This is a genomic window from Pseudomonas sp. CYM-20-01 (genome assembly GCF_023169845.1).
Classification (GTDB): Bacteria; Pseudomonadota; Gammaproteobacteria; order Pseudomonadales; family Pseudomonadaceae; genus Aquipseudomonas; species Aquipseudomonas azotoformans.
Window position 1 is genome coordinate 4,827,476 of record NZ_AP025169.1, and the last position, 21,800, is coordinate 4,849,275.

At 60.9% G+C, this 21,800-nt stretch carries 20 protein-coding genes, 4 tRNA genes and 1 riboswitch; of the genes, 7 read left to right on the forward strand and 17 right to left on the reverse strand.

What is annotated here, in order from left to right; all coding sequences use genetic code 11:
* Nucleotide 1: 1 nt before the first annotated feature.
* The 12 genes from M2497_RS21745 to uvrB form a co-directional block, all read right to left on the reverse strand.
* A complete protein-coding gene (locus tag M2497_RS21745; protein ID WP_248483094.1) occupies nucleotides 2-1,300 on the reverse strand; it encodes a hypothetical protein in 1,299 nt (432 codons plus the stop codon).
* A gap of 140 nt (nucleotides 1,301-1,440) precedes the next feature.
* Nucleotides 1,441-2,697 carry a hypothetical protein gene (locus M2497_RS21750; protein WP_248483096.1) on the reverse strand — a complete coding sequence of 419 codons (1,257 nt, stop codon included), beginning with the start codon at nucleotides 2,695-2,697 and terminating at the stop codon, nucleotides 1,441-1,443.
* A gap of 555 nt (nucleotides 2,698-3,252) precedes the next feature.
* Nucleotides 3,253-4,212, reverse strand: coding sequence for a tRNA-dihydrouridine synthase family protein (locus tag M2497_RS21755; RefSeq protein WP_248483098.1), 960 nt, complete (start codon nucleotides 4,210-4,212; stop codon nucleotides 3,253-3,255).
* Between the two features lie 55 nt (nucleotides 4,213-4,267).
* Complete coding sequence (locus M2497_RS21760) at nucleotides 4,268-4,702, reverse strand: thioesterase family protein (protein ID WP_071492885.1); 435 nt, start codon at nucleotides 4,700-4,702, stop codon at nucleotides 4,268-4,270.
* Nucleotides 4,703-4,742: 40 nt separating this feature from the next.
* Nucleotides 4,743-5,576, reverse strand: coding sequence for an alpha/beta fold hydrolase (locus tag M2497_RS21765; protein WP_248488245.1), 834 nt, complete (start codon nucleotides 5,574-5,576; stop codon nucleotides 4,743-4,745).
* A gap of 14 nt (nucleotides 5,577-5,590) precedes the next feature.
* Nucleotides 5,591-6,130 carry a TetR/AcrR family transcriptional regulator gene (locus tag M2497_RS21770; RefSeq protein ID WP_058426896.1) on the reverse strand — a complete coding sequence of 180 codons (540 nt, stop codon included), beginning with the start codon at nucleotides 6,128-6,130 and terminating at the stop codon, nucleotides 5,591-5,593.
* Nucleotides 6,131-6,311: 181 nt separating this feature from the next.
* Nucleotides 6,312-6,387 (reverse strand) — tRNA-Glu (locus M2497_RS21775).
* Between the two features lie 77 nt (nucleotides 6,388-6,464).
* Nucleotides 6,465-6,540 (reverse strand) — tRNA-Ala (locus M2497_RS21780).
* Between the two features lie 50 nt (nucleotides 6,541-6,590).
* Nucleotides 6,591-6,666: transfer RNA gene (locus M2497_RS21785), tRNA-Glu, on the reverse strand.
* Between the two features lie 78 nt (nucleotides 6,667-6,744).
* A tRNA-Ala gene (locus tag M2497_RS21790) sits at nucleotides 6,745-6,820 on the reverse strand.
* Nucleotides 6,821-6,967: 147 nt separating this feature from the next.
* Nucleotides 6,968-8,449, reverse strand: a complete 1,482-nt coding sequence (gene gltX, locus M2497_RS21795; RefSeq protein ID WP_248483100.1) for a glutamate--tRNA ligase — start codon at nucleotides 8,447-8,449, stop codon at nucleotides 6,968-6,970.
* A 169-nt stretch (nucleotides 8,450-8,618) separates the two neighbouring features.
* On the reverse strand, nucleotides 8,619-10,634 hold the full coding sequence (uvrB, locus tag M2497_RS21800) for an excinuclease ABC subunit UvrB (RefSeq protein WP_248483102.1): 2,016 nt from the start codon (nucleotides 10,632-10,634) through the stop codon (nucleotides 8,619-8,621).
* Between the two features lie 343 nt (nucleotides 10,635-10,977).
* Between uvrB and M2497_RS21805 the strand changes: the two genes are divergently transcribed.
* Both M2497_RS21805 and M2497_RS21810 read left to right on the forward strand, forming a co-directional pair.
* Entirely contained in the window at nucleotides 10,978-12,174 is a 1,197-nt protein-coding gene (locus tag M2497_RS21805) for an amino acid aminotransferase (protein WP_248483105.1), read from the forward strand.
* A gap of 100 nt (nucleotides 12,175-12,274) precedes the next feature.
* A complete protein-coding gene (locus M2497_RS21810; protein WP_248483106.1) occupies nucleotides 12,275-12,484 on the forward strand; it encodes a hypothetical protein in 210 nt (69 codons plus the stop codon).
* A gap of 13 nt (nucleotides 12,485-12,497) precedes the next feature.
* Here the strand turns inward: M2497_RS21810 and M2497_RS21815 are convergent, their stop codons facing one another.
* Nucleotides 12,498-13,370, reverse strand: a complete 873-nt coding sequence (locus M2497_RS21815) for a LysR family transcriptional regulator (RefSeq protein ID WP_248483108.1) — start codon at nucleotides 13,368-13,370, stop codon at nucleotides 12,498-12,500.
* 103 nt (nucleotides 13,371-13,473) lie between these two features.
* On the opposite strand from M2497_RS21815, the gene M2497_RS21820 reads away from it, so the two are divergent.
* Nucleotides 13,474-14,856: an aldehyde dehydrogenase family protein gene (locus M2497_RS21820; protein ID WP_248483110.1), complete on the forward strand. Its 1,383-nt coding sequence runs from the start codon at nucleotides 13,474-13,476 to the stop codon at nucleotides 14,854-14,856.
* 64 nt (nucleotides 14,857-14,920) lie between these two features.
* On the opposite strand, the gene M2497_RS21825 is transcribed toward M2497_RS21820, so the two are convergent.
* Entirely contained in the window at nucleotides 14,921-15,226 is a 306-nt protein-coding gene (locus M2497_RS21825) for a protealysin inhibitor emfourin (protein WP_071490119.1), read from the reverse strand.
* Nucleotides 15,227-15,240: 14 nt separating this feature from the next.
* Nucleotides 15,241-16,302, reverse strand: a complete 1,062-nt coding sequence (locus tag M2497_RS21830; protein ID WP_248483112.1) for a M4 family metallopeptidase — start codon at nucleotides 16,300-16,302, stop codon at nucleotides 15,241-15,243.
* A gap of 130 nt (nucleotides 16,303-16,432) precedes the next feature.
* Between M2497_RS21830 and M2497_RS21835 the strand changes: the two genes are divergently transcribed.
* The gene (locus M2497_RS21835) at nucleotides 16,433-17,359 is read left to right on the forward strand and encodes a DNA/RNA non-specific endonuclease (protein ID WP_248483114.1); all 927 of its coding nucleotides are present in this window, start codon (nucleotides 16,433-16,435) and stop codon (nucleotides 17,357-17,359) included.
* Nucleotides 17,360-17,508: 149 nt separating this feature from the next.
* Here M2497_RS21835 and M2497_RS21840 read toward each other — a convergent pair whose 3' ends face one another.
* Nucleotides 17,509-17,952 (reverse strand): hypothetical protein, encoded by a 444-nt coding sequence (locus M2497_RS21840; protein ID WP_248483116.1) that lies wholly within the window; start codon nucleotides 17,950-17,952, stop codon nucleotides 17,509-17,511.
* Nucleotides 17,953-18,055: 103 nt separating this feature from the next.
* Nucleotides 18,056-18,251, forward strand: a riboswitch (cobalamin riboswitch).
* A 102-nt stretch (nucleotides 18,252-18,353) separates the two neighbouring features.
* On the opposite strand from M2497_RS21840, the gene M2497_RS21845 reads away from it, so the two are divergent.
* From M2497_RS21845 to M2497_RS21855, 3 genes are read left to right on the forward strand one after another with little or no spacing between them, the layout of a single operon-like run.
* A complete protein-coding gene (locus M2497_RS21845; RefSeq protein WP_248483118.1) occupies nucleotides 18,354-19,364 on the forward strand; it encodes an ABC transporter substrate-binding protein in 1,011 nt (336 codons plus the stop codon).
* Complete coding sequence (locus M2497_RS21850) at nucleotides 19,361-20,365, forward strand: iron ABC transporter permease (protein ID WP_248483120.1); 1,005 nt, start codon at nucleotides 19,361-19,363, stop codon at nucleotides 20,363-20,365. The genes M2497_RS21845 and M2497_RS21850 overlap by 4 nt, the downstream gene beginning before the upstream one ends.
* Nucleotides 20,362-21,126 (forward strand): ABC transporter ATP-binding protein, encoded by a 765-nt coding sequence (locus M2497_RS21855; RefSeq protein WP_248483122.1) that lies wholly within the window; start codon nucleotides 20,362-20,364, stop codon nucleotides 21,124-21,126. The genes M2497_RS21850 and M2497_RS21855 overlap by 4 nt, the downstream gene beginning before the upstream one ends.
* A 192-nt stretch (nucleotides 21,127-21,318) precedes the next feature.
* Here the strand turns inward: M2497_RS21855 and M2497_RS21860 are convergent, their stop codons facing one another.
* Entirely contained in the window at nucleotides 21,319-21,783 is a 465-nt protein-coding gene (locus tag M2497_RS21860) for a GNAT family N-acetyltransferase (protein ID WP_248483123.1), read from the reverse strand.
* Nucleotides 21,784-21,800 lie beyond the last annotated feature (17 nt).

The following is a 21,800-nucleotide window of genomic DNA, read 5'->3' on the forward strand; positions in this document are numbered from 1 at the left end:
CTCACACCAGTTTCAATGCCCACATTGCTCTATCGGACCACCCCGATGACGTCAAGCCGAGCTTTTGGCCGTACATGTCCACCGAGCCGTTTAATGCCAGCACCGAATGCGTATCGTCAGCGAGAGTACCAATGGCGCCGCCGGCCAACTCTTGCGCACTGCTCTGCCGCACATGGGCAATCAACCCCAGCCTGCGCAACGCCTGGCCTGGCGCTTCTCCGTCATTCAACGAGTGCATGGCATCCTCAAAACTGCGACCGGCACGCATGTCGTTGTTCTCCAGTTGCGCACGCTTGGCGCTCACGGCGTACAAAAAGTTGGCATCGTCCTTGAGCGCCAGGTCAGAACCGGCCAGGTTTGACCCCTGCTCGGCCTTGCGCCGCTCTTCATGGCTCAGAAACAGCTTGAAGCCATCGCGCATGATCACGTCAAAACCACCCGGCACAGCGCTGATGTTTTTGTAAATACCCGCAGGATTCTGACCAAATTTCATCATTGCGGCCTTGATCGCCGATATCGTGACGCAATTGCCCTCGGCACCTTGATAAAAGCCGCCCCATATATCCTTCGGTTTCATACCGACTGGCATCTGTGAAACAACCGTGTCATTGCTGAAGGGCGAAACCGTTTCGGGCCGGGGTTTGTCGTTGAACAGGCGGTAGCCGTAGCCTCGGCCAACACGGCGCCTTTCGGTGTAGTCGTGCACGACGCCACCGAGGACAAACGCACTGCCTCGGCTATGCGTCTCCAGCACTCCCGCCACCCCATCCCCGACCATCTGATGAGCCGAAACATATTGCGACAGCCCGTACAAGCCCATGCCCCGCAGGCACCGCAGGGTCGTCTCACCCTGCAAGGTATCAGCCAAGGCGCCGTCGAAACTGTGATAGCCGCCCGTAATCTGCTTGCGCTTGACATAGGCGGCAAGCGCGACGTTGGCGCTGTCAACGGCGCCACTGTCCGCACCGGTGAAGCGGGAAGCGCGCCTTGTCTGTTCGAGTTCATGTTGGGAAATCACCACCTTGAACTCGTCTTTCATGGTGATGGCGTACCCCCCCGCAACCGGCGTGAATTGGGTAAACATGTCTTTCGGGCTTGACCCAAAGGTTGCCATCATCATCTTGATGACCGCCGCATGGGTGCTGGTATCAAAATTCTCGCCAAAATGACGCCGAGAAGCTTCAAAACCGACGCCCTTTGCGGTCGGTTTGGCAACCGCCTGTCCCGTAGCGTGGGTAACGTGCCTGTAGTCCGGTGAACTCCACCAGCCGACAGGAGGAGCAAAGACAGCAAAGGTCATAAACCCTCCGAAACCAAATTGAATGAGTGAAAAAACGCTGCCCCCAACCAGCCCTCCCCAATCGCACCTGTGATCGGGGAGGCTGGATCCCTCATCAAGCTTTTAAGACGAGCCGGCTGACATCAAGACTCGTCTGCACCTCAGGCCCTTACCCCTTCCAATCGAGGATTCATGACCCTGCGGAGGACGGTGGGGGTTTTCACTTCTACAGTTGGCTCTGCATCAACCTTGTCCGAAGGTTGTGGCCCTGGAGTGGCCGGCGTCTGGACCTTCGGCTCTGCACCGACTGCTACCTCAGCCTTTTGCTCCCCGTTCGACTCGCCATTCACCTTGGGTTCAGTATCCGCTATCGCCTCTGCCTTCGACTGAGAAATGGTCTTTACTTCCGCGTCCGGCTGCGTATCCAGCGCCACGCGCGTCGACTGCCTCGGGGGAATGTCACGGATTTTTACTGGTTGGTTCTCCCCCCACCCCTCTGAACTAATCCGCACGTTGACACCGGCCTCCACTCGTACCCTGAACTGTTTACCTTCCTCAGCTGTAACGCTCACTTGCGTACTGCCATCTGGCATAACCTGCACCTGGGCATCACCACCCGACGTACCCACCTGTGCGTCACCGCCAACTTTCCCCTGAACGCTATTTCCGACAGTCTCCGCCGACGAACGATTGCTAAAACCCGTGATTTTCATCTGCGCGCCGCCACTCGCGTCGGCCTTGACATTACCGTCCTTGCCGGTTGTCACTGTGGTCGATTTATTATTATCGTCAGCAGTCTTCACTTGCATGGAGGTATCTGCACCGACGCTTACATTGCCGTCCTTGCCCACAGTAACTGTTGCCGTTTTATTGTCGCCGGTGGCTTTAACTTGCACAGAGCCGTCAGCACCAATACTGACTTTAGCGTCCTTATCCGCAGTAACTGTCGAGATATTATTATCGCTAGCAGTCTTCACTTGCGTGGAGCCATCTGCATTGATACTCACACTCGCAATACCACCGGAGAACCGTTCACTGTTCTTGGCAAAAGGTAACGGCTTCCCTTTGGAATTCACCCCGCCCTCCACAGACACTTCAATACCACTCTCCGTCATTGCGGTATGCGGAACTACTGTTGCGGCTTGAGAACTGAATGCCCTGCCGGACAAGAGGCTGCGCATGGCCTTGAAGACCAGATCAAACATCTCAAATAATTTTTCCAGCGCATCAGAGTTAACGGAAATCTCCTTTGCTCCCGTCAAAGGTTGATTAACGTCTCGGGCAGCCCCTTTAATACCGAGATCCGTAGCGAGCGTGCTCACGCGCTCAACATCTTTCAGAAGACCAGTAGAACGTTGGCTTGCCGATTGGAGTTCCGGAACAAAAGCCTTAGGAGTGCCAAGCGATACATTGGACATCTTGTAACCTCATGATTAGTTATGTGCTGCCTCGAAGCATTTAGAAACTCGGACAGCAATTAATATAAAACTGGAAACAATCATCATCTCGCAGTCCCTATTTTCGTGGACCAAAACACGATCAAGTTCCAATAATCCAACTTCACATAAGGCAAACAAAATTGAAAATCAGATTTTAGCCTATGGCTGTTTGAGGAAACGCTCTACACCCACTGCGCCAGCGAACGCCGCATGGACAAACAAGGTAACAACCAAGCCCAAATCAAAAACAATGAAACCATTAACCCCCAACAAAACCCAACACTTATGCTAATTGCGCACAAGCACGTATCAGAAAACAATTAACTTGCGCTTCCCCCGGAAAACTAAAGCAGCAATCAAATAACTGCCTACATTCACGCTCCCACAATCAACATCAGTAAACATGAATGCCCTTGCCCTTCAGGCCCGGGAACATTCACTTAAACAGCGCACAAAAAAGGGCGCCAAGGGCGCCCACTCATCGATGCTTTTGCAAACTTATTAAATATGAACGCTATTTTTCAGCGCCGTCACTCACTGCGAGTCTACCGGCACCATACCGAGCAAACGACTCACTTGGGCCAACTCGGTTTCCCGGCGCATGGCCGTAAACAGCTCCACCGCTTCCGGATAGTTGCGCGTCAGCATCGCCAGCCATTGTTTCAAACGACCTGGTGCCTGACGCTCGGTCAGTTGCGCCACCGACTGAGTCCAGAAGTCCTGGAGCATGGGCTGCATCTGCGCCCAGGTCATTTCAACCACCTCCTCACCCGCCCGCGCCGCAGCGATCTGCCGCGCCAGGTCCGGGCGCGCCACCAGGCCACGGCCCAGCATGATGTCTTCGGCACCGCTGATTTCGCGGCAACGCTTCCAGTCTTCGACGCTCCAGATATCGCCATTGGCGAACACCGGCACCTTGACCACATCCTGCACCCGCGGGATCCATTCCCAGTGCGCGGGCGGCTTGTAGCCATCCGTCTTGGTACGCGCATGCACCACGATATGCGCGGCACCACCCTCGGCCAACGCGGTGGCACAGACCAGGGCGCCGTCCGGGCTGTCGAAACCCAGGCGCATCTTGGCCGTCACCGGGATGTGCGCCGGCACAGCACGGCGTACGTGCTCGACGATCTGGTTGAGCAACTCCGGCTCCTTGAGCAGCACCGCACCGCCACGGGACTTGTTGACGGTCTTGGCCGGGCAGCCGAAGTTGAGGTCGATGACCTGCGAACCGAGCTCACAGGCCAGGGCAGCGTTTTCCGCCAGGCAAACCGGGTCGGAGCCGAGCAACTGCACGCGCAGCGGCACACCGGCAGCGGTGTGGGCACCGTGCAGCAGTTCCGGGGCCAGTTTGTGGAAATACGCGGGGGTGAGCAGGCGGTCGTTGACGCGGATGAACTCGGTCACACACCAGTCGATACCGCCGACACGGGTCAGCACGTCCCGCAGGATGTTGTCGACCAACCCCTCCATGGGCGCCAAAGCAATTTGCATGGAAAACACTCAACAAAAATCGTGGCGCAGTTTACTGGGTTTCCCACAGCAACCGTTAACCCCCTGTCAGGGCGGGGCCATAACCGTCAAGGAATTCAGCCGGCATGCGCTTGGGCTTGCCAGTGGACAGCTCAATGCAGACGAAGGTGGTTTGTGCGCGCAACAGGGTCGCGCCGTCACGGGGGCGGACCAGTTGGAAGCGCCGGGTCATTTTCAGGCGCTGGTCCCAGTCGACGATCCAGGTGGCCAGTTGCAGCTCATCGCCTTCATAGCCAGCGGCCAGGTAATCGATCTCATGGCGCACCACCGCCATGGCGCGATCCAGCCGGCGATATTCGCTCAGGTCCAGGCCCAGGCGCTGGGAGTGGCGCCAGGCGCAGCGCTCCAGCCAGGACACGTATACCGCGTTATTGGCGTGCCCCAGGCCGTCGATATCTTCAGGAGCAACCTGCAGATCGATGATAAACGGCGTTGCCAAATCCCAGCCCATGCCTTGCTCCCAGTCGATTAATGTCGGCGGGGAGAGTGTATCAGGCGCTTTGCCGCTCCTGTAGACGACGGCCGGCCAACAACGCCAGCACAGCGTCGATCACGCGCGGATCGGCCAGGACTTTCTGGTGACCACCCTGCTCCAGGCGCAACAGGCGACTGTCGAACCAGGCTTCGTGGATGGCCTGAGAGGCTTTGACCGGGACGAAGGTGTCGTCTTCGGCATGGACGATCAGGCCCGGGATATTCATCTGATAGTGGGCCACGTCCAAATGCTTGAGCGGCATGCCGAAGGTCAGCTCGACCTCCTGGATAAACGCCGAACGTGCCCGCGCCGGCAAGCCGACCATCTTGGTAAAGCCGCGCAATACATCCAGAAACCGTGAGGGTGCAGCAATGCTCACCAACGCCTCCGTGCGCAGCCCCAACTGCACCGCCAACATCGCACTGGCACCGCCCATGGAGTGGCCGATGACGGCGTGCAGCGGCGGCAACTCGGCGGCAGCTTCAAGCATGGCACGGGCAAACAGCAGCACATGGGCTTCACGCCCCGGCGAACGGCCGTGGGCCGGACCGTCGAGGGCAATCACCGAGTAGCCGTTGTCGACCAATGCGCTGATCAGGCTGGCAAACTGGGTAGGTCGGCCTTCCCAGCCGTGCATCAACAACACGGCAGGCCCCTGACCCCAGCGCAACGCGGACAAGCCGAAACGCAGGGTGATGCGCTCCGATTGCGCCAGCAGCGGCAGTTCCCAGTCACGTGGCGGCAGGTCGCGGGGCGTCATGAAGGCGCGACGCATGCGATTGGCGACCGTTTGTGGTGCCAGGTGCCCCAGCGTGCCGTTGAAACGACGAATCCAGGTAAGCGTGCCCATCATGCAGCCCTCTTCTAGCGCACAGCCGACTTGGCGGCGCGCAGCACACGGTCAGACAACTCGCCCGGTCCCAAGGCGCGGGCCAGGGCCAGGCCACCGATCATCAGCGCCATGTCAGCCAGGGCTTTGTCGGTGTCCTCGGGGCTGGCAGCCAACTGGGCGGCCATCAGTTCACAGTGCTCATTCAGTGCCTGGCGGAACTCATCCGGCAGGCGGCTCATTTCGCCGACCGTGGCGGGAATCGGGCAGGCCTGGGCGGTGGAGTCGCGGTGCTTGCGCGACAGGTAGAACGCCGCCACCAGGCTTCTGCGTTCCTCTCCGGTCAGTTGTGAGTCCATGTCATCAATCGACGCACGACGCTTGGCCAGCAACTGAGTGAAGGCCTCCAGCATCAATGCATCCTTGCTTTCGAAGTGCGCATAGAAACCACCGACCGTCAGCCCCGCCGCACCCATCACTTCACCCACACTCGGTTCGGCCGGGCCACGCTGGATCAGCGCGGCGCTGGCGGCCTGCAAAATGCGTTCGCGGGTTTGCGCTTTTTTATCGCTCATCATTGCCTCCGATGTTCATGGGTTGAATATTATTACCATAATAATATTTGGCAAGCGACAGGCATGACCGTTGGTCAGAAGAAAAAGCAAGGAGGGCAAAAGAATTGGCCAAACGCCAGACAAACAAAAGGGCCATTCAATAATTGAATGACCCTTAAAAATCCCGCAGAGCGGGTAATCGTGGCGTCCCCTAGGGGACTCGAACCCCTGTTACCGCCGTGAAAGGGCGGTGTCCTAGGCCACTAGACGAAGGGGACACAAACCTTCTGTACACTGATCAGGCTGAGGCTGATCGATCCAAGGACGGTGTGGCCGGAACCTTGGAACTGTAAATTGGTGGAGCTAAACGGGATCGAACCGTTGACCTCTTGCATGCCATGCAAGCGCTCTCCCAGCTGAGCTATAGCCCCGGATTTTTCGTCTCGCGACGTAGCAGGCCTTTCGAACTGCTTGGTGAAACTGGCGTCCCCTAGGGGACTCGAACCCCTGTTACCGCCGTGAAAGGGCGGTGTCCTAGGCCACTAGACGAAGGGGACAAAACCTTCTGTACAGCTGATCAGCGCTGAGAGCTGATCGATTCAAGGACGGTGTGGCCAGACCTTGAACCTGTAAATTGGTGGAGCTAAACGGGATCGAACCGTTGACCTCTTGCATGCCATGCAAGCGCTCTCCCAGCTGAGCTATAGCCCCTCATCGGTGAGGACGGGGCGAATCTTAATGGCGGTTTGGAAGTGTGTCAAATTTATTTTCAACAATTTCCAAAATTTTTTGCCGGGATAACAATCACTTACCGGCGAAACCCCGGAAAACCGGGGTTTCGTCGTTTCAACCGTGTGCTCAGGCGATGGCGCCCAGCAGCTTTTCCCACTCTTTGTTTTCTTTCTTCGACACACCACCAAGCAAATCAAGGGCTTGGCGCAGACGGAAACGCGTCAGGTCCGGGCCCAGGATTTCCATCGCATCAAGCACCGACACCGAACTGGCCTGCCCGGTGATCGCGGCAAACATCAGCGGCATGGCATCACGCAATTTCAATTCCAGGGATTCCACCACCGCCTGGATCGTCGCAGTGATCGCATCCTTCTCCCACTGGCGCAGGCTTTCGAGCTTCCACAGGATCAACTGCATCAGTTGGCGAACCTGGTCGCCCGAGAGTTTCTTGGATTCAAACAGCTTGGCATCCGGGCTCACGCCCCCAGCAAAGAAGAAGCTGGCCAACGGCGCGACCTGGCTGAACGTCTCCACCCTGCCCTGCACCAGCGGCGCGATCTTCATCATGTACTCAGGGTTCAACGCCCACTGCTGCACACGGCTGGCGAACTCTTCCACCGGCAGATCACGCAGCCACTGGCCGTTGAGCCACGACAGCTTCTCGATGTCGAAGATCGGCCCGCCCAGCGACACACGCGACAGGTCAAAGTTGTCGACCATTTCTTGCAGCGAAAACTTCTCGCGTTCATCCGGCATCGACCAGCCCATGCGGCCCAGGTAGTTGAGCATCGCTTCCGGCATGAAGCCCATGCGCTCGTAGAAGGTCACCGAAGTCGGATTCTTGCGCTTGGACAACTTGCTCTTGTCCGGGTTACGCAGCAGCGGCATGTAGCACAGCTGCGGTTGTTCCCAGCCGAAGTACTCGTAGAGCAGGATCAGCTTCGGCGCCGACGGCAGCCATTCTTCGCCGCGCAATACGTGGGTGATGCCCATCAGATGGTCATCGACCACGTTGGCCAGGAAGTACGTCGGCAAGCCGTCGGTCTTCATCAGCACCTGCATGTCCATGCGGTCCCACGGGATCTCGACGTCACCGCGCAGCATGTCCGGCACCACGCACACGCCTTCGCTCGGCACTTTCATGCGGATAACGTGAGGCTCACCGGCAGCCAGGCGCCGGGCCACCTCTTCTTTCGACAGCAGCAGCGCGCGGCCATCGTAGCGTGGGGTTTCGCCGCGAGCCTGTTGCTCGGCACGCATCTGGTCCAGTTCTTCGGCGGTGCAGAAGCACGGGAACGCATGGCCCATGTCGACCAGCTGCTGGGTGTACTGCTTGTAGATGTCGCTGCGCTCGCTCTGGCGATACGGGCCGTGCGGGCCGCCGACGTCCGGACCTTCCGCCCACGTAATGCCCAGCCAGCGCAAGGCATCGAAAATCTGCTGTTCCGACTCGCGGGTGGAACGCAATTGGTCGGTGTCTTCGATCCGCAGGATGAATTCACCGCCGTGCTGCTTGGCAAAGCAGTAGTTGAACAAGGCGATGTAAGCAGTGCCGACGTGGGGATCCCCAGTAGGCGATGGCGCGATGCGCGTGCGGACGGTGGTCATGGCAGGTCTCGAATGGGCGATAAAACTGAAAATTGAAACAAGGGGCGAATGGTAACAGCCTGGGGGATTTCTGGAAAACCGCGGCGCGGCTATCGGGGGCAAGCCCCCTCCCACATTTGACCGAGGTCCAGTGTGGGAGGGGGCTTGCCCCCGATGAAACCACCGCAAATCAGACGGCCAGCAAGCGCTCCCGCAACTTGCCGATCTCATCCCGCGTCTGCGCCGCCGCCTCGAACTCCAGGTCCCGCGCCAACTGGTACATCTTCTCTTCCAGTTGCCGGATGCGCTTGGTGATCTCGCTCGGCGAGCGCAATTCGTTCTCGTACTTGGCGCTTTCCTCGGCAGCCTTGGCCATGCCCTTGCGCTTCTTGCTGCGCGAGCCCGGCACGGTGGCGCCTTCCATGATGTCGGCGACGTCCTTGAACACGCCCTTGGGCGTGATGCCATTTTCCAGGTTGAACGCGATCTGCTTGTCGCGACGGCGCTGGGTCTCGCCAATCGCCCGCTCCATGGAACCGGTGATGCGGTCGGCGTACAGGATCGCCCGGCCATTGAGGTTACGCGCGGCACGGCCGATGGTCTGGATCAGCGAGCGCTCGGAGCGCAAAAAGCCTTCTTTATCGGCATCGAGGATCGCCACCAGCGACACCTCCGGCATGTCCAAACCTTCACGCAGCAGGTTGATCCCCACCAGCACATCGAAGGTGCCCAGGCGCAGGTCGCGGATGATCTCCACGCGCTCCACGGTGTCGATGTCCGAGTGCAGGTAGCGCACCCGCACGCCGTGGTCGGCCAGGTAGTCGGTCAAGTCTTCGGACATGCGCTTGGTCAGCGTGGTGACCAGCACCCGCTCTTCCAGGGCCACGCGCTTGTTGATTTCCGAGAGCAAGTCGTCGACCTGGGTCAACGCCGGGCGGATTTCGATTTCCGGGTCGACCAGGCCGGTCGGGCGCACCAGTTGCTCGATCACACGGCCCGCATGCTCGGCCTCGTAGTTACCCGGCGTGGCGGACACAAAAATAGTCTGCGGGCTGATGGCTTCCCACTCATCAAAGCGCATCGGCCGGTTATCCAGCGCCGACGGCAGGCGGAAACCGTACTCCACCAACGTCTCCTTACGCGACCGGTCCCCCTTATACATCGCGCCGACCTGCGGCACGCTGACGTGGGATTCGTCGATCACCAGCAGCGCATCCGGCGGCAGGTAATCGTAGAGGGTCGGCGGCGGCGCCCCGGATTCGCGGCCCGACAGGTAGCGCGAGTAGTTTTCGATACCGTTGCAGTAGCCCAGCTCCAGGATCATCTCCAGGTCAAAGCGGGTGCGCTGTTCCAAACGCTGGGCTTCGACCAGTTTGTTGTTGGAACGCAGGTACTCCAGGCGCTCGGCCAGCTCGACCTTGATGCCCTCGATGGCGCCCATCAGGGTTTCACGCGGGGTCACGTAGTGGCTTTTCGGATAGAAGGTGAAGCGCGGCAGCTTGCGGATCACCTCGCCGGTCAACGGGTCGAAGGCCGACAGGCTCTCGACTTCATCATCGAACAGCTCGATGCGGATCGCTTCCAGGTCGGATTCGGCCGGGTAGATGTCGATCACGTCGCCCCGCACCCGGAAGGTCGCGCGGGCAAAGTCCATGTCGTTGCGGGTGTATTGCAGGCTGGCCAGGCGGCGCAGCAGTTCGCGCTGGTCGAGTTTGTCGCCGCGATCGACGTGCAGCACCATCTTCAAATAGGTTTCCGGGCTGCCCAGGCCGTAGATGCACGACACCGTGGTGACGATGATCGCGTCCTTGCGCTCCAGCAGCGCCTTGGTCGCCGACAGCCGCATCTGCTCGATGTGGTCGTTGATCGACGCATCCTTCTCGATAAAGGTGTCGGAGGACGGCACATAAGCTTCAGGCTGGTAGTAGTCGTAGTAGGAAACGAAGTACTCCACCGCGTTGTTCGGAAAGAACGCCTTGAACTCGCCATAGAGCTGCGCGGCCAGGGTCTTGTTCGGCGCCAGCACCAGGGTAGGACGATTGATTTGCGCGATCACGTTGGCGATGCTGAAGGTCTTGCCCGAACCGGTCACCCCGAGCAGCGTCTGGTGCGCCAGGCCGGCTTCGATGCCTTCGACCATCTGGCGAATGGCTTCCGGCTGATCGCCAGCGGGTTCAAAACGGGTGACGAGTTGGAAATCCGACATAACGTACCTCGTGTAGTCACCCCAGACTCGAAACCGCCAAGGACGAAATAGCTCAGCAACCCGCGAATGATCATCGCAGGTTGCAGGAAAAAACCATGATAGCTGTAGAAGTGGTGCCGAATGTGACGGGTTTCAAGACCATCGTCCTACGTGCCGTGCCGGATCAATGTTGCAATAAGACTAACGGTCAGCAAATAAACCGAAAAACTTGGCCGAAAAGCCATTTCGGCTGTCGCCCTCAGCAGTGATGGGCTCTATACTAGCTCCCCGTTTGTGCACCGCTCTAGTGCATTCGGCTGGAGCGCGACACGTCCCTCCTACCCCCCATAGAGCTGCCGCAAAAATGAGCCTGTTCTCCGCTGTCGAAATGGCACCACGCGATCCTATCCTGGGCCTCAACGAAGCATTCAACGCCGATACACGAACCACCAAGGTCAACCTTGGCGTGGGCGTTTACTGCAACGAGGAGGGGAAGATTCCACTCTTGCGTGCCGTTGCCGAAGCGGAAGCCATTCGCGTGGCACAACACGCCGCCCGTGGCTACCTGCCGATCGATGGCATCGCAGCCTACGACAAGGCTGTGCAAACCCTGCTGTTCGGCGCTGAATCGCCACTGCTGAACGCTGGCCGCGTCACCACCGTACAAGCGGTCGGCGGCACCGGCGCACTGAAAATCGGCGCTGACTTCCTCAAGCAACTGCTGCCCAACGCTGTCGTCGCCATCAGCGACCCGAGCTGGGAAAACCACCGCGCGCTGTTCGAAACCGCCGGTTTCCCGGTGCAGAACTACCGCTACTATGACGCCGCCACCCACGACGTGAACCGTGCCGGCCTGCTCGAAGACCTCAACGCCCTGCCGCCAAAGTCCATTGTGGTGCTGCACGCCTGCTGCCACAACCCGACCGGCGTCGACCTGAGCCCGGCCGACTGGCAGAACGTGCTGGACGTGGTCAAGGCCAAGAACCTGGTGCCGTTCCTCGACATGGCCTACCAGGGCTTTGGCGACGGCATCCACGAAGACGCCGCCGCCGTGCGCCTGTTCGCTGAATCGGGCCTGACCTTCTTTGTGTCCAGCTCGTTCTCCAAGTCGTTCTCCCTGTATGGCGAACGGGTGGGCGCACTGTCCATCGTCGGCGAGTCCAAGGAAGAAAGCGCGCGCATCCTGTCCCAGGTCAAGCGTGTGATCCGCACCAACTACTCCAACCCGCCCACCCACGGCGCGGCGATTGTTGCCGCAGTGCTGAACAGCCCTGAGCTGCGCGCCCAGTGGGAAGCCGAACTGGCCGAAATGCGCCTGCGCATCCGTGGCATGCGCGAGCAGATGGTCGCAACCCTGGCCAAGGCTGCTCCGGGCCACGACTTCAGCTTCGTCGGCCGCCAGCGCGGGATGTTCTCCTACTCTGGCCTGACCGTTGAGCAAGTCACCCGCTTGCGCAGCGAATTCGGCATCTACGCACTGGATACCGGGCGTATCTGTGTGGCGGCGTTGAACCAGTCGAACATTGATGCAGTCACAAAGGCAATCGTTCAGGTGCTGTAAACCTGCAGCCGTTGCACCAGAAGGGGAAGCCGATGGCTTCCCCTTTTTCGTCTCCAGCCCCTAGACTGAACCTCGACCGCCCCTTTGCTGTGAGTACCTTATGAGAAACGATGACCTGGACCTGCGTGCCGACCGCGACGAACTGGACCACTTCACCCCGCGCGCACCGCAAGTAAAGCGCCAGAAGAGCCTGGTGCTGCAAGTGGCGCTCGGTGTGTTCCTAGGTGGCCTGGCGCTGTGGCTGGTGCAATTGGGCGCGACTGCAATCATGGCAAAACTGGCCATGGGCACCCTGCAATTCGGCGGCTGATACCAATCACAATCTAGGAAGCAACCAGATCGCGTTCCTCCAACAGCTTTACAAAGCTGTTGAGGCTCTGCGACACCGTCCCGCGGCGCCAGATCAGCCAGGTATTCAAAATCCGGAAGTTATCCGTCAGCGGCCACACACTCACCGCTGCCGACCCCGGCATGCTCTCCAGCATGCTACGCGGCATCAGCGCCAGCCCGGCGCCGGCGCTGACGCAGGCGAGCATGCCGTGGTAGGACTCGATCTCGAAAATCTTGCCCGGCACCGCGCCGTCCTGTGAGAACCAGCGCTCAAAATGGTGCCGATACGAGCAGTTGGAGCGGAAGGTGTAGATGTTCTCGCCATTCACATCCTGACCACGCTTGATCGGCGCATGATGCAGCGGCGCAATCACCACCATCTTTTCTTCAAACACCACCACCCCCTCCAGCGTGGCATGCAGCACCGGCCCATCGACAAACGCCGCCGCCAGCCGTCCCGATAACACCCCTTCGATCATCGTGCCCGACGGTCCGGTGCTCAGGTCCAGCTCGACCTTGGTGTGCTTCTGGTTGTACGCCGCGAGCAACGCCGGGATACGCACCGCCGCCGTGCTTTCCAGCGAACCGAGGGCAAACGCGCCCTGGGGTTCCTCCCCCGCCACGGTCGCGCGGGCTTCCTGCACCAGGTCGAGGATGCGCCGCGCATAGCCGAGGAAATTCCAGCCCGCCGGCGACAGGCGCAAGCGGCTTTTCTCGCGGATAAACAATTCCACGCCCAGGTCCTGCTCCAGCTGCTTGATACGCGTGGTCAGGTTCGACGGCACGCGGTGAATCAACTGCGCGGCGGCGCTGATGCTGCCTTGCTCGGCAACGGCCTTGAAGATTTCCAGCTGCACCAGGTCCAAGTCATTCTCCAATCGTGAATGTATTGCTCAATATTATTCAGTTTCCAGAAAAGAGCTAGCCCCGTAGGCTGAACCCAATCTCATCATTCAGCAGGACGGTGCCATGAACGCGACTACCCACGCCCTCTCGATCAACCCGGCCACCGGCGAAACGGTCGGCAGCTACCCGTATGAAACCGCGCAGCAACTGGACGCCGCCCTCGAGCGCGCCACCCTCGCCTTCCGCACCTGGCGCCGCCAGCCGGTCAGCCAGCGCGCCGAGTTGCTGCTGAGCCTGGCCAGCGCTCTGCGCGAACAAGCCGAAGACATGGCGCAGATGATCACCCTGGAAATGGGCAAACCCATCGCCCAGGCCCGTGCCGAAATCGAAAAGTGCGCGCAGCTCAGCGAGTGGTACGCCGCCCACGGCCCGGCCATGCTCGCCCCGGAACCGACCCTGGTGGACAACGGCAGCGCCCAGATCGAATACCGCCCGCTGGGCCCGATCTTCGCCGTGATGCCGTGGAACTTCCCGGTGTGGCAAATCCTGCGTGGCGCCGTACCGACCATGCTGGCCGGCAACACCTACGTGCTCAAACACGCGCCGAATGTGATGGGCAGCGCTTACCTGATCCAACAGGCGTTCCGCAAAGCCGGTTTCGACGAAGGCCTGTTTGAAGTGGCCAACGTGACCAACGACGGTGTGTCCAAGGCCATCGCCGACCCACGCATCGCCGCCGTCACCCTCACCGGCAGCGTGCGCGCCGGTATCGCCATCGGCTCCCAGGCCGGAGCCGCGTTGAAAAAATGCGTGCTGGAACTGGGCGGTTCCGACCCGTTCATCGTGCTCAACGACGCCGACCTCGACGCCGCTGTGCAAGCCGCCCTGATCGGCCGCTTCCAGAACAGCGGCCAGGTCTGCGCCGCTGCCAAGCGCCTGATCATCGAGGACGGCGTGGTGGAAGCCTTCACCGCCAAATTCCTCGAAGCCAGCCGCGCCATGGTCATGGGCGACCCGACTTCAGCCGCCACCTACATCGGCCCGATGGCCCGCTTCGACCTGCGCGACGAGTTGCACGGCCAGGTCCAGGCCACCCTGGAAGAAGGTGCGACCCTGCTGCTGGGCGGCCATAAAGTACCCGGCGCCGGCAATTACTATGCGCCGACCGTACTGGCCAACGTCACCGACCAGATGACCTCGTTCAAACAGGAACTGTTCGGCCCCGTAGCCTCGATCATCACCGCCCGCGACGCCGACCATGCGGTGGCCCTGGCGAATGACAGCGAGTTCGGCCTTACCGCGAGCATCTTCACCAGCGACCCGGCGAAGGCGCGGGACATCGCCAATCAGCTGGAAACCGGCGGCATCTTCGTCAACGCCTTCAGTGTTTCAGACCCTCGGGTGGCGTTTGGTGGGATCAAGAAGAGTGGCTTCGGGCGTGAGTTGTCGCACTTCGGCGTACGGGAGTTCTGCAATGCCCAGACAGTGTGGCTGGATCGCAAATAAATCAGAGCAGCACCAGCCCCGGGGCAAGCCCGCTCACCACAGGAATCTGGTCGCCTGAAAGTGTTTATGCACGAATATGACGCCGCACACACTGCACCAACCCCTCCAGCGCCTGCGACTTCACTGGCGCGAGCACACAGACCGTGTGTTCGCGCTGGTCCTCCTTCACCGTCAGGGTGTAATGCACCTGGCCCGGGTTACCGGGCGCGGGTTCGCTGCTTTGCGGCAGTTGAAAGAAGTCGCACGCCTCAACCAACTGCCGCAACTCCTGCTGGTCCTGCTCGGGCAGGCTGTCCAACTCAACTGTACGCGGCTTGGCCAGGCCCGGAAAAAAAGCAGGCCCGCCGTTTTCCTTCAGCGAAATTTGCATGGCTGTTCCTCACGTCAGACCGAAATACCGACCGCCTTCCAGCCCTCCTTGACCGCCTTCTGCTCATCCTTGTTCGCGCCGTAGAGTCGACCGGCAACATCGTAGGTAATGCGCGCAAAGCGCAAAAACCCTGAGTTCGGTCGCAACCGCGCATCGCGCAACGCGTCGTACCAGATGCGCCCGGCACGCTCCCAGGCAAACCCGCCGATGTTTGTCGCCACCTGGTAGAACGCATGGTTGGGAATGCCGGAATTGATATGCACCCCGCCATTGTCCTCGTAGGTCTGCACAAAATCATCCATGTGCCCGGGCTGAGGATCCTTGCCCAGCAGCTTGTCGTTAAACGCGGTGCCCGGGGCTTTCATCGAGCGCAGCGCAGTGCCTTTGATCTTTTTGGTAAACAGCCCTTTGCCGATCAGCCAATCGGCGTCCTCGGCCTTTTGCTTCAACGCATACTGCTTGATCAACGAACCGAACACGTCCGACAGCGACTCGTTCAACGCCCCGGACTGGTTGAAATACATCAGCTTGGCCTCATCCTCGGTCACACCGTGGGCCAGTTCATGGCCAATCACGTCGAGGGCTACCGTAAAGCGGTTGAACAGCTCGCCGTCCCCATCACCGAACACCATCTGGGTCGAGTTCCAGAACGCATTGTTGTAGTTCTGGCCAAAGTGCACGGTAGCGTCCAGGGCCATGCCGGCATCGTCGATGGAGTTGCGATCGAACACCTGGTCGAAAAAATCGAAAGTGGCGCCCAAGCCATCATAGGCCTCGTCCACCGCCGCGTCGCCACTGATGGGCTGGCCTTCGCCACGGATCAGTTTGCCCGGCAGGCTGTCGGTGCCCTCGGCGCTGTAGATCGAACGCCGTTTGTCGGCGCCCATCGCCAGCGCCAGGTGCGCCGGCCCCTTGGCAGGCACCGCGACCATGCGCAGTGAGCGGAACGTGCTGTCCTTGGCGCGAGTACGCAGCGCGACATCCCGTTGCGCTTTGTCACCGTTACGCGCGATCTGGTCGAGCATATACGGCGGAATCAGGCAGAAAATCGGGTTTCGGTAATGGCGATCACACATTGGCTGGCTCCTTGTTGGCGTGTGCTGAACGTCCGGGTGACCGTTTGAGGATAGCCCCCAGGGGTTGGTGCGCATGATCAATTGTCATTAACCTATGTTGCAGTCGTGTTTATCCAAGGAGGACTGACCGATGCCCGCACGTAAAACCAAAATCGACCTCGCCTACCGCCCCCGGCTCGCCGACCTGCGCCCGTTGATCGCGCCGAGCCCCACGCTGCTGGAGGCCAGGGCAGCGACACCCCGCGTCACCCCGGCCAAAGACTTGAAGGACCGGCGCGGTTACGCAGATGACTTTCTCGGCAGCTTCGGAGTGCCCTGGCCCACGCTGGAAGAAGCGTTGGCGAGCGATGCCCAGAAGCGCCTGGACTACACGCACTTCTCCATCACGATGTCACGTGCCAAGCGCCTCGCGCTGTATGTGGGCGTGAACATCGATGGCGGGCAACATGTGGACATCATCCGCAGCAACGACACCTGGGCCTACGATGGCCGCCTGCCGGTCGACGCCCAAGTCGGCGAAGCGCTGTATGCCAGCAACGGCCTCGACCGCGGCCACCTGGTGCGCCGCCAAGACCCCAATTGGGGCGATGTGGCGCAAACCGCCAACCTCGACACCTTCCACTTCACCAACTGCTCACCGCAGATGAGCGGGTTCAACCAGAAGACCTGGCTGGAACTCGAAGACTACATCCTCGACAACACCCAGCGCTGGAAAGCCCGGGCCACCGTGTTCAGCGGCCCGGTGTTCGCCGACGACGACCGCGTGTACCGGGGCGTGCAGATCCCCAAGGCGTTCTGGAAGGTGGTCGCCTACCTCAGCGATGACGGCAAACCTTCGGCCAGCGCCTACATGATCGATCAGAGCCGCGAACTGGGCCAGTTGGAGCTGGTGTTCGGCCAGCTGCGCACCTACCAGCGCAGTGTGATCCAGATCGAGCGCCTGACCGGCATCCGCTTCGGCAACCTGGCCGACTACGACGGCTTCAGCAACGAAGAACGCGCCACCGGCACGCGGATTGAAGCGCTGATCCAGGGGCCTGAAGACATTCGTCTTTGATCAACGCTTCACAGGTTGATCCGCGTTGACAACTGACACTCACCACGACGCGAGGCGAGCCGCTCTTGATCTGGCTGATACGATTCCATCAAGGGTGAACACTGCATCCGTGGCGAGCGCCGTACCCAGGCGAGTCAACGGGCTAGCCATCATTGCGCGTTGATGTAATGAAACTGTGCCTGCGTTTTCTCGACTGCCGCACGCACGGCGTCTTTCTGCGCCTCGGTGCCCGAGTAGTAAATCTGCATACCCTTCAAGTTTTGCCCTTCGACTGCTTTGCCGATCACCGCAACATCAACCGGCGTGCTGGCACCGATAATCAAAAAGAACACATCGCCCAAGCGTTTGGCATCGAGCAGCTCTGCCCTGAGGTGCGCGGCATTTTGCTCACCCGCCATGGAAATCGCCAGGGTATCGCCGAACATACCGCTTTTGGGGATGCTCATCGTATGCAGCCGGAGCTTGTCCGACCCCGCCGGCATCGACTTGACATAGGCGGAGGCGGCCTCATCAAGAATCTGCTGTTCAGATTTACCTTGGGTGGCACAACCGACGAGAGCGGCGGCGAGGGCGAGCGCGACGAATAATTTCACTGTCTATTCCTTGTGATAAAGCGATCCATTGGCTGCGCATCATAGGAGCCCCACCTTCAAAGAGCCACCGTTGGTTTCACGGCCTCCCGCTCGACCGCGTGATCGACTACCATACCGCGCCGGTTCCCAAACGGGACTAATAGGGAATCCGAGGCGCGGTACACCCGCGCCAATCGGAACTGCCCCCGCAACTGTAGGTGCTGAGCCTGCTCCTCGATGCCACTGGACCTCGTCCGGGAAGGCTGGAGCGTGGCGACGACGCATCAGTCAGGAGACCTGCCGGCCCAAGCTCAATCACTAACCGGCGGGGTGTCCGGGAAGGACATTCTTGCCTGTCGCGCCCCCCGGCGCCCGAGAGTGGATTTCCGAATGGCACGTACGCTTCACTCGGAGATCGCCCCATGCTGCCACGCGTTATCGCCCTGCTTACAGGTGTTGGCTTCTGTGCCCTGGCCCACGCCGCGCCCACTCACTACCCGCTGACCGTGGAAAACTGCGGCAGCCCGATCACCTTCCCGCAAGCCCCCGCCCGCAGCGTGACCATCGGCCAGGCGGCCACCGAGATGCTCTACGCCCTGGGCGTAGGCGATAAAGTGGTCGGCACTTCGCTGTGGTTCAACAGCGTGCTGCCGCAGTACAAGGCGCAGAACGACAACATCGAGCGCCTGGCCAACAACGAACCGAGCTTCGAAGCAGTGATCGCCAAACGCCCGCAGCTGGTGGCCGCCGAGCTGGAATGGGTGGTGGGGCCGCAAGGCGTGGTTGGCACCCGCGAGCAGTTCCATGAACTGAAGATTCCCACCTACCTGCTACCCTCCGACTGCGAAGGCAAGGACAACCTGGTGGGCGCCGACGGCACGCGGCTGGAGCCGTTTCGCATCGAGACCATCTATAAAAGCATCCGCCAATTGGCGCAGATCTTCGACGTACAGGAGCGCGGCCAGCAGTTGAATGACGAGTTCAAGGCGCGCCTGGCCAGATCCGTCGCCACCGTGCAGGGCAAAGGCCTCAAGCAGGCCAGCGCGCTGGTGTGGTTCTCCAGTGCCGAGATGGCCAGCGACCCGTACGTGGCTGGCCACAAGGGTATCCCCGAATTCATGCTGCAAACCCTCGGCCTCTCCAATGTGGTGCAGTCCGATGAAGAGTGGCCTGCCGTCGGTTGGGAAACCATCGCCAAGGCCAACCCGACGTTCCTGGTGATCGCGCGCATGGACCGCCGCCGCTACCCGGCCGACGACCATGAAAAGAAACTCGCCTTCCTGCGCAGCGACCCGGTCACGCGCAACATGGACGCGGTGAAAAACAACCGCATCATCATCCTCGACGCCTTGGCGTTGCAGGCTAGCATCCGCATGTTCGACGGCCTTGAACAACTGGCCACGGCCATCGACGGCTACGACCTGCCAAAATGATGCGCACCCTGCTCGCCCTGGCCCTGCTCCTGATTGCCGTGCTCGCCGGCGTGGCCATCGGCGAAACCGCCATCTCGCCGCAGGTGGTGCTCCAGGTACTCGCCAACAAACTGTGGGGCGCCGGCTACGTGCTCGACCCCATCGATGAAGGCGTGGTGTGGAACTACCGCCTCACCCGCGCCCTGGTCGCTGCGGCCTGCGGTGCCGGGCTGGCGACCTGCGGGGTGATCCTGCAATCGCTGTTGCGCAACCCGCTGGCCGATCCCTACCTGCTGGGCATCAGCGCCGGCGCTTCGACCGGTGCGGTGCTGGTGGCGTTGATGGGGGTGGGCGGCGGCTTGGTGTCGTTGTCGGCGGGCGCATTTGTCGGCGCGATGGCAGCGTTTGCCCTGGTAATCCTGTTGGCACGGGCCAGCGGTTCGGCCAGTGGCACCGGGCAGATCATCCTCGCCGGCATTGCCGGCTCGCAGCTGTTCAATGCGCTCACCGCGTTCCTGATCACCAAGTCGGCCAGTTCCGAACAGGCCCGCGGCATTATGTTCTGGCTGCTCGGCAACCTCAGCGGCGTGCGCTGGCCCTCGGTGTGGCTGGCGGTGCCGGTGGCAGTCGTCGGCTTGGCTGTGTGCCTGTGGCATCGGCGCGCGCTGGATGCGTTTACCTTTGGCAGCGACTCGGCGGCGTCCCTCGGTATTCCGGTGCGCCGCGTGCAGTTTGTGCTGGTGGGCTGCGCGGCGCTGGTGACGGCGGTGATGGTGTCGATTGTCGGCTCTATCGGCTTTGTCGGGCTGGTGATTCCCCACGCCGTGCGCCTGTTGCTTGGCACCGGGCATTCGCGGCTGCTGCCGGCGAGCGCCTTGGGTGGCGCGTTGTTTCTGATCGCGGCGGATGTGCTGTCGCGCACGCTGATCAAGGGCCAGGTGATTCCGGTCGGTGTGGTCACCGCGCTGGTCGGTGCGCCGGTGTTTGCGCTCATCCTGATTGGCCGGAGGAACGCGCGATGAGCGTATTGAGCTGCCGCGGGCTGGGCTTCAAGGTGCGCGAGGCCGAGTTGCTGCGTGATATTCATCTGGACGTGCAGCGCGGTGAAACCCTGGGGATTGTCGGACCGAACGGCTCAGGTAAATCCACCTTGCTCAAGCTGCTCGCCGGCTTGCGTGCACCCGCATCCGGCGAAGTGCTGCTGGGCGGCCAGCGCCTGGGCACGCTGTCCCGCCGCGTCATCGCCCAGCAACTGGCGGTGGTGGAGCAACAGGCCGACACCGACGACGCCATCCGCGTGTTCGACGCCGTGGCCCTGGGCCGTACGCCATGGTTGTCGGCGCTGAGCCCGTGGTCCGTTGAGGACGACGCCATCGTGAAGCAAGCCCTGCAGGACGTCGACGCCACCCACCTGAGCCACCGCGCCTGGCGCAGCCTCTCGGGCGGGGAACGCCAACGCGTGCACATCGCCCGCGCATTGGCGCAACGGCCGCAGATTCTGTTGCTGGATGAGCCGACCAACCACCTGGATATCCAGCATCAGCTGGCGATCTTGAAGGGTGTGCAGGCGCTGCCCGTGACCACCTTGATTGCGTTGCATGACCTTAACCAGGCGCTGACCTGTGACCGCCTGGCAGTGTTGGATCGCGGGCGGTTGGTGGCCCTGGGCAAACCGCTGGAAGTACTGACGCCACAACGGTTGCAGGAGACGTTCGGGGTGCAGGCGCATTACCTGACGGACCCGCTTGATGGGGCGAAGATCCTGCGGCTGCGCCCCGCTTAATACTGGAATAGCGGTTTATCGTGGCGAGCGGGCTTGCCCCGCGTTGGGCTGCGAAGCAGCCCCAATAAAGCCGCTGCATTCCTCCAGGTCGAACCGAGGCGCAGGGTTTCAGGGCTGCTTCGCAGCCCAACGCGGGGCAAGCCCGCTCGCCACAACAAGCCCACTTGCCACAAAAGCCCGCTCGCCACAGGCCTACAGGAACTGCTGCATATGCGCCGTCCGCCAGACCGGGTCTGCTTCCACATCTACGACCTCGAAGCCCTGCCGAACCCAGAACTCAATCGCCCCCGGCAAAAACGGGTGGGTATGCAAGTACATCACCTCAACCCCATCCGCCTGCGCCATCGCTTCCAACGCACGGTACAACTGCCCCGCCAAGCCAAAACGACGAAACTCCGGCGCTACGAACAAGCGCACCACCTCCACCGTCTTGCGGCCTTGGTAATCCAGTTGAGGGAAACGCCCGTCATAGGGCAGATACCCGATGGCCGCAACAATTTCGCCACCGTTGCGAGCGATCAAAAAGCGGCCTTCGCCCTGAAGATAAATCGACGCAAAGCGCGCGAGGTCATCCGGCATGCCGGCGTCGTGAAGCTTGGGGAACAGCTCCGCACGCGCCTGCAGCACAAAGTCCAGCACCTGTGGCACATCCCCCATTGCAACTGGCCGGATGA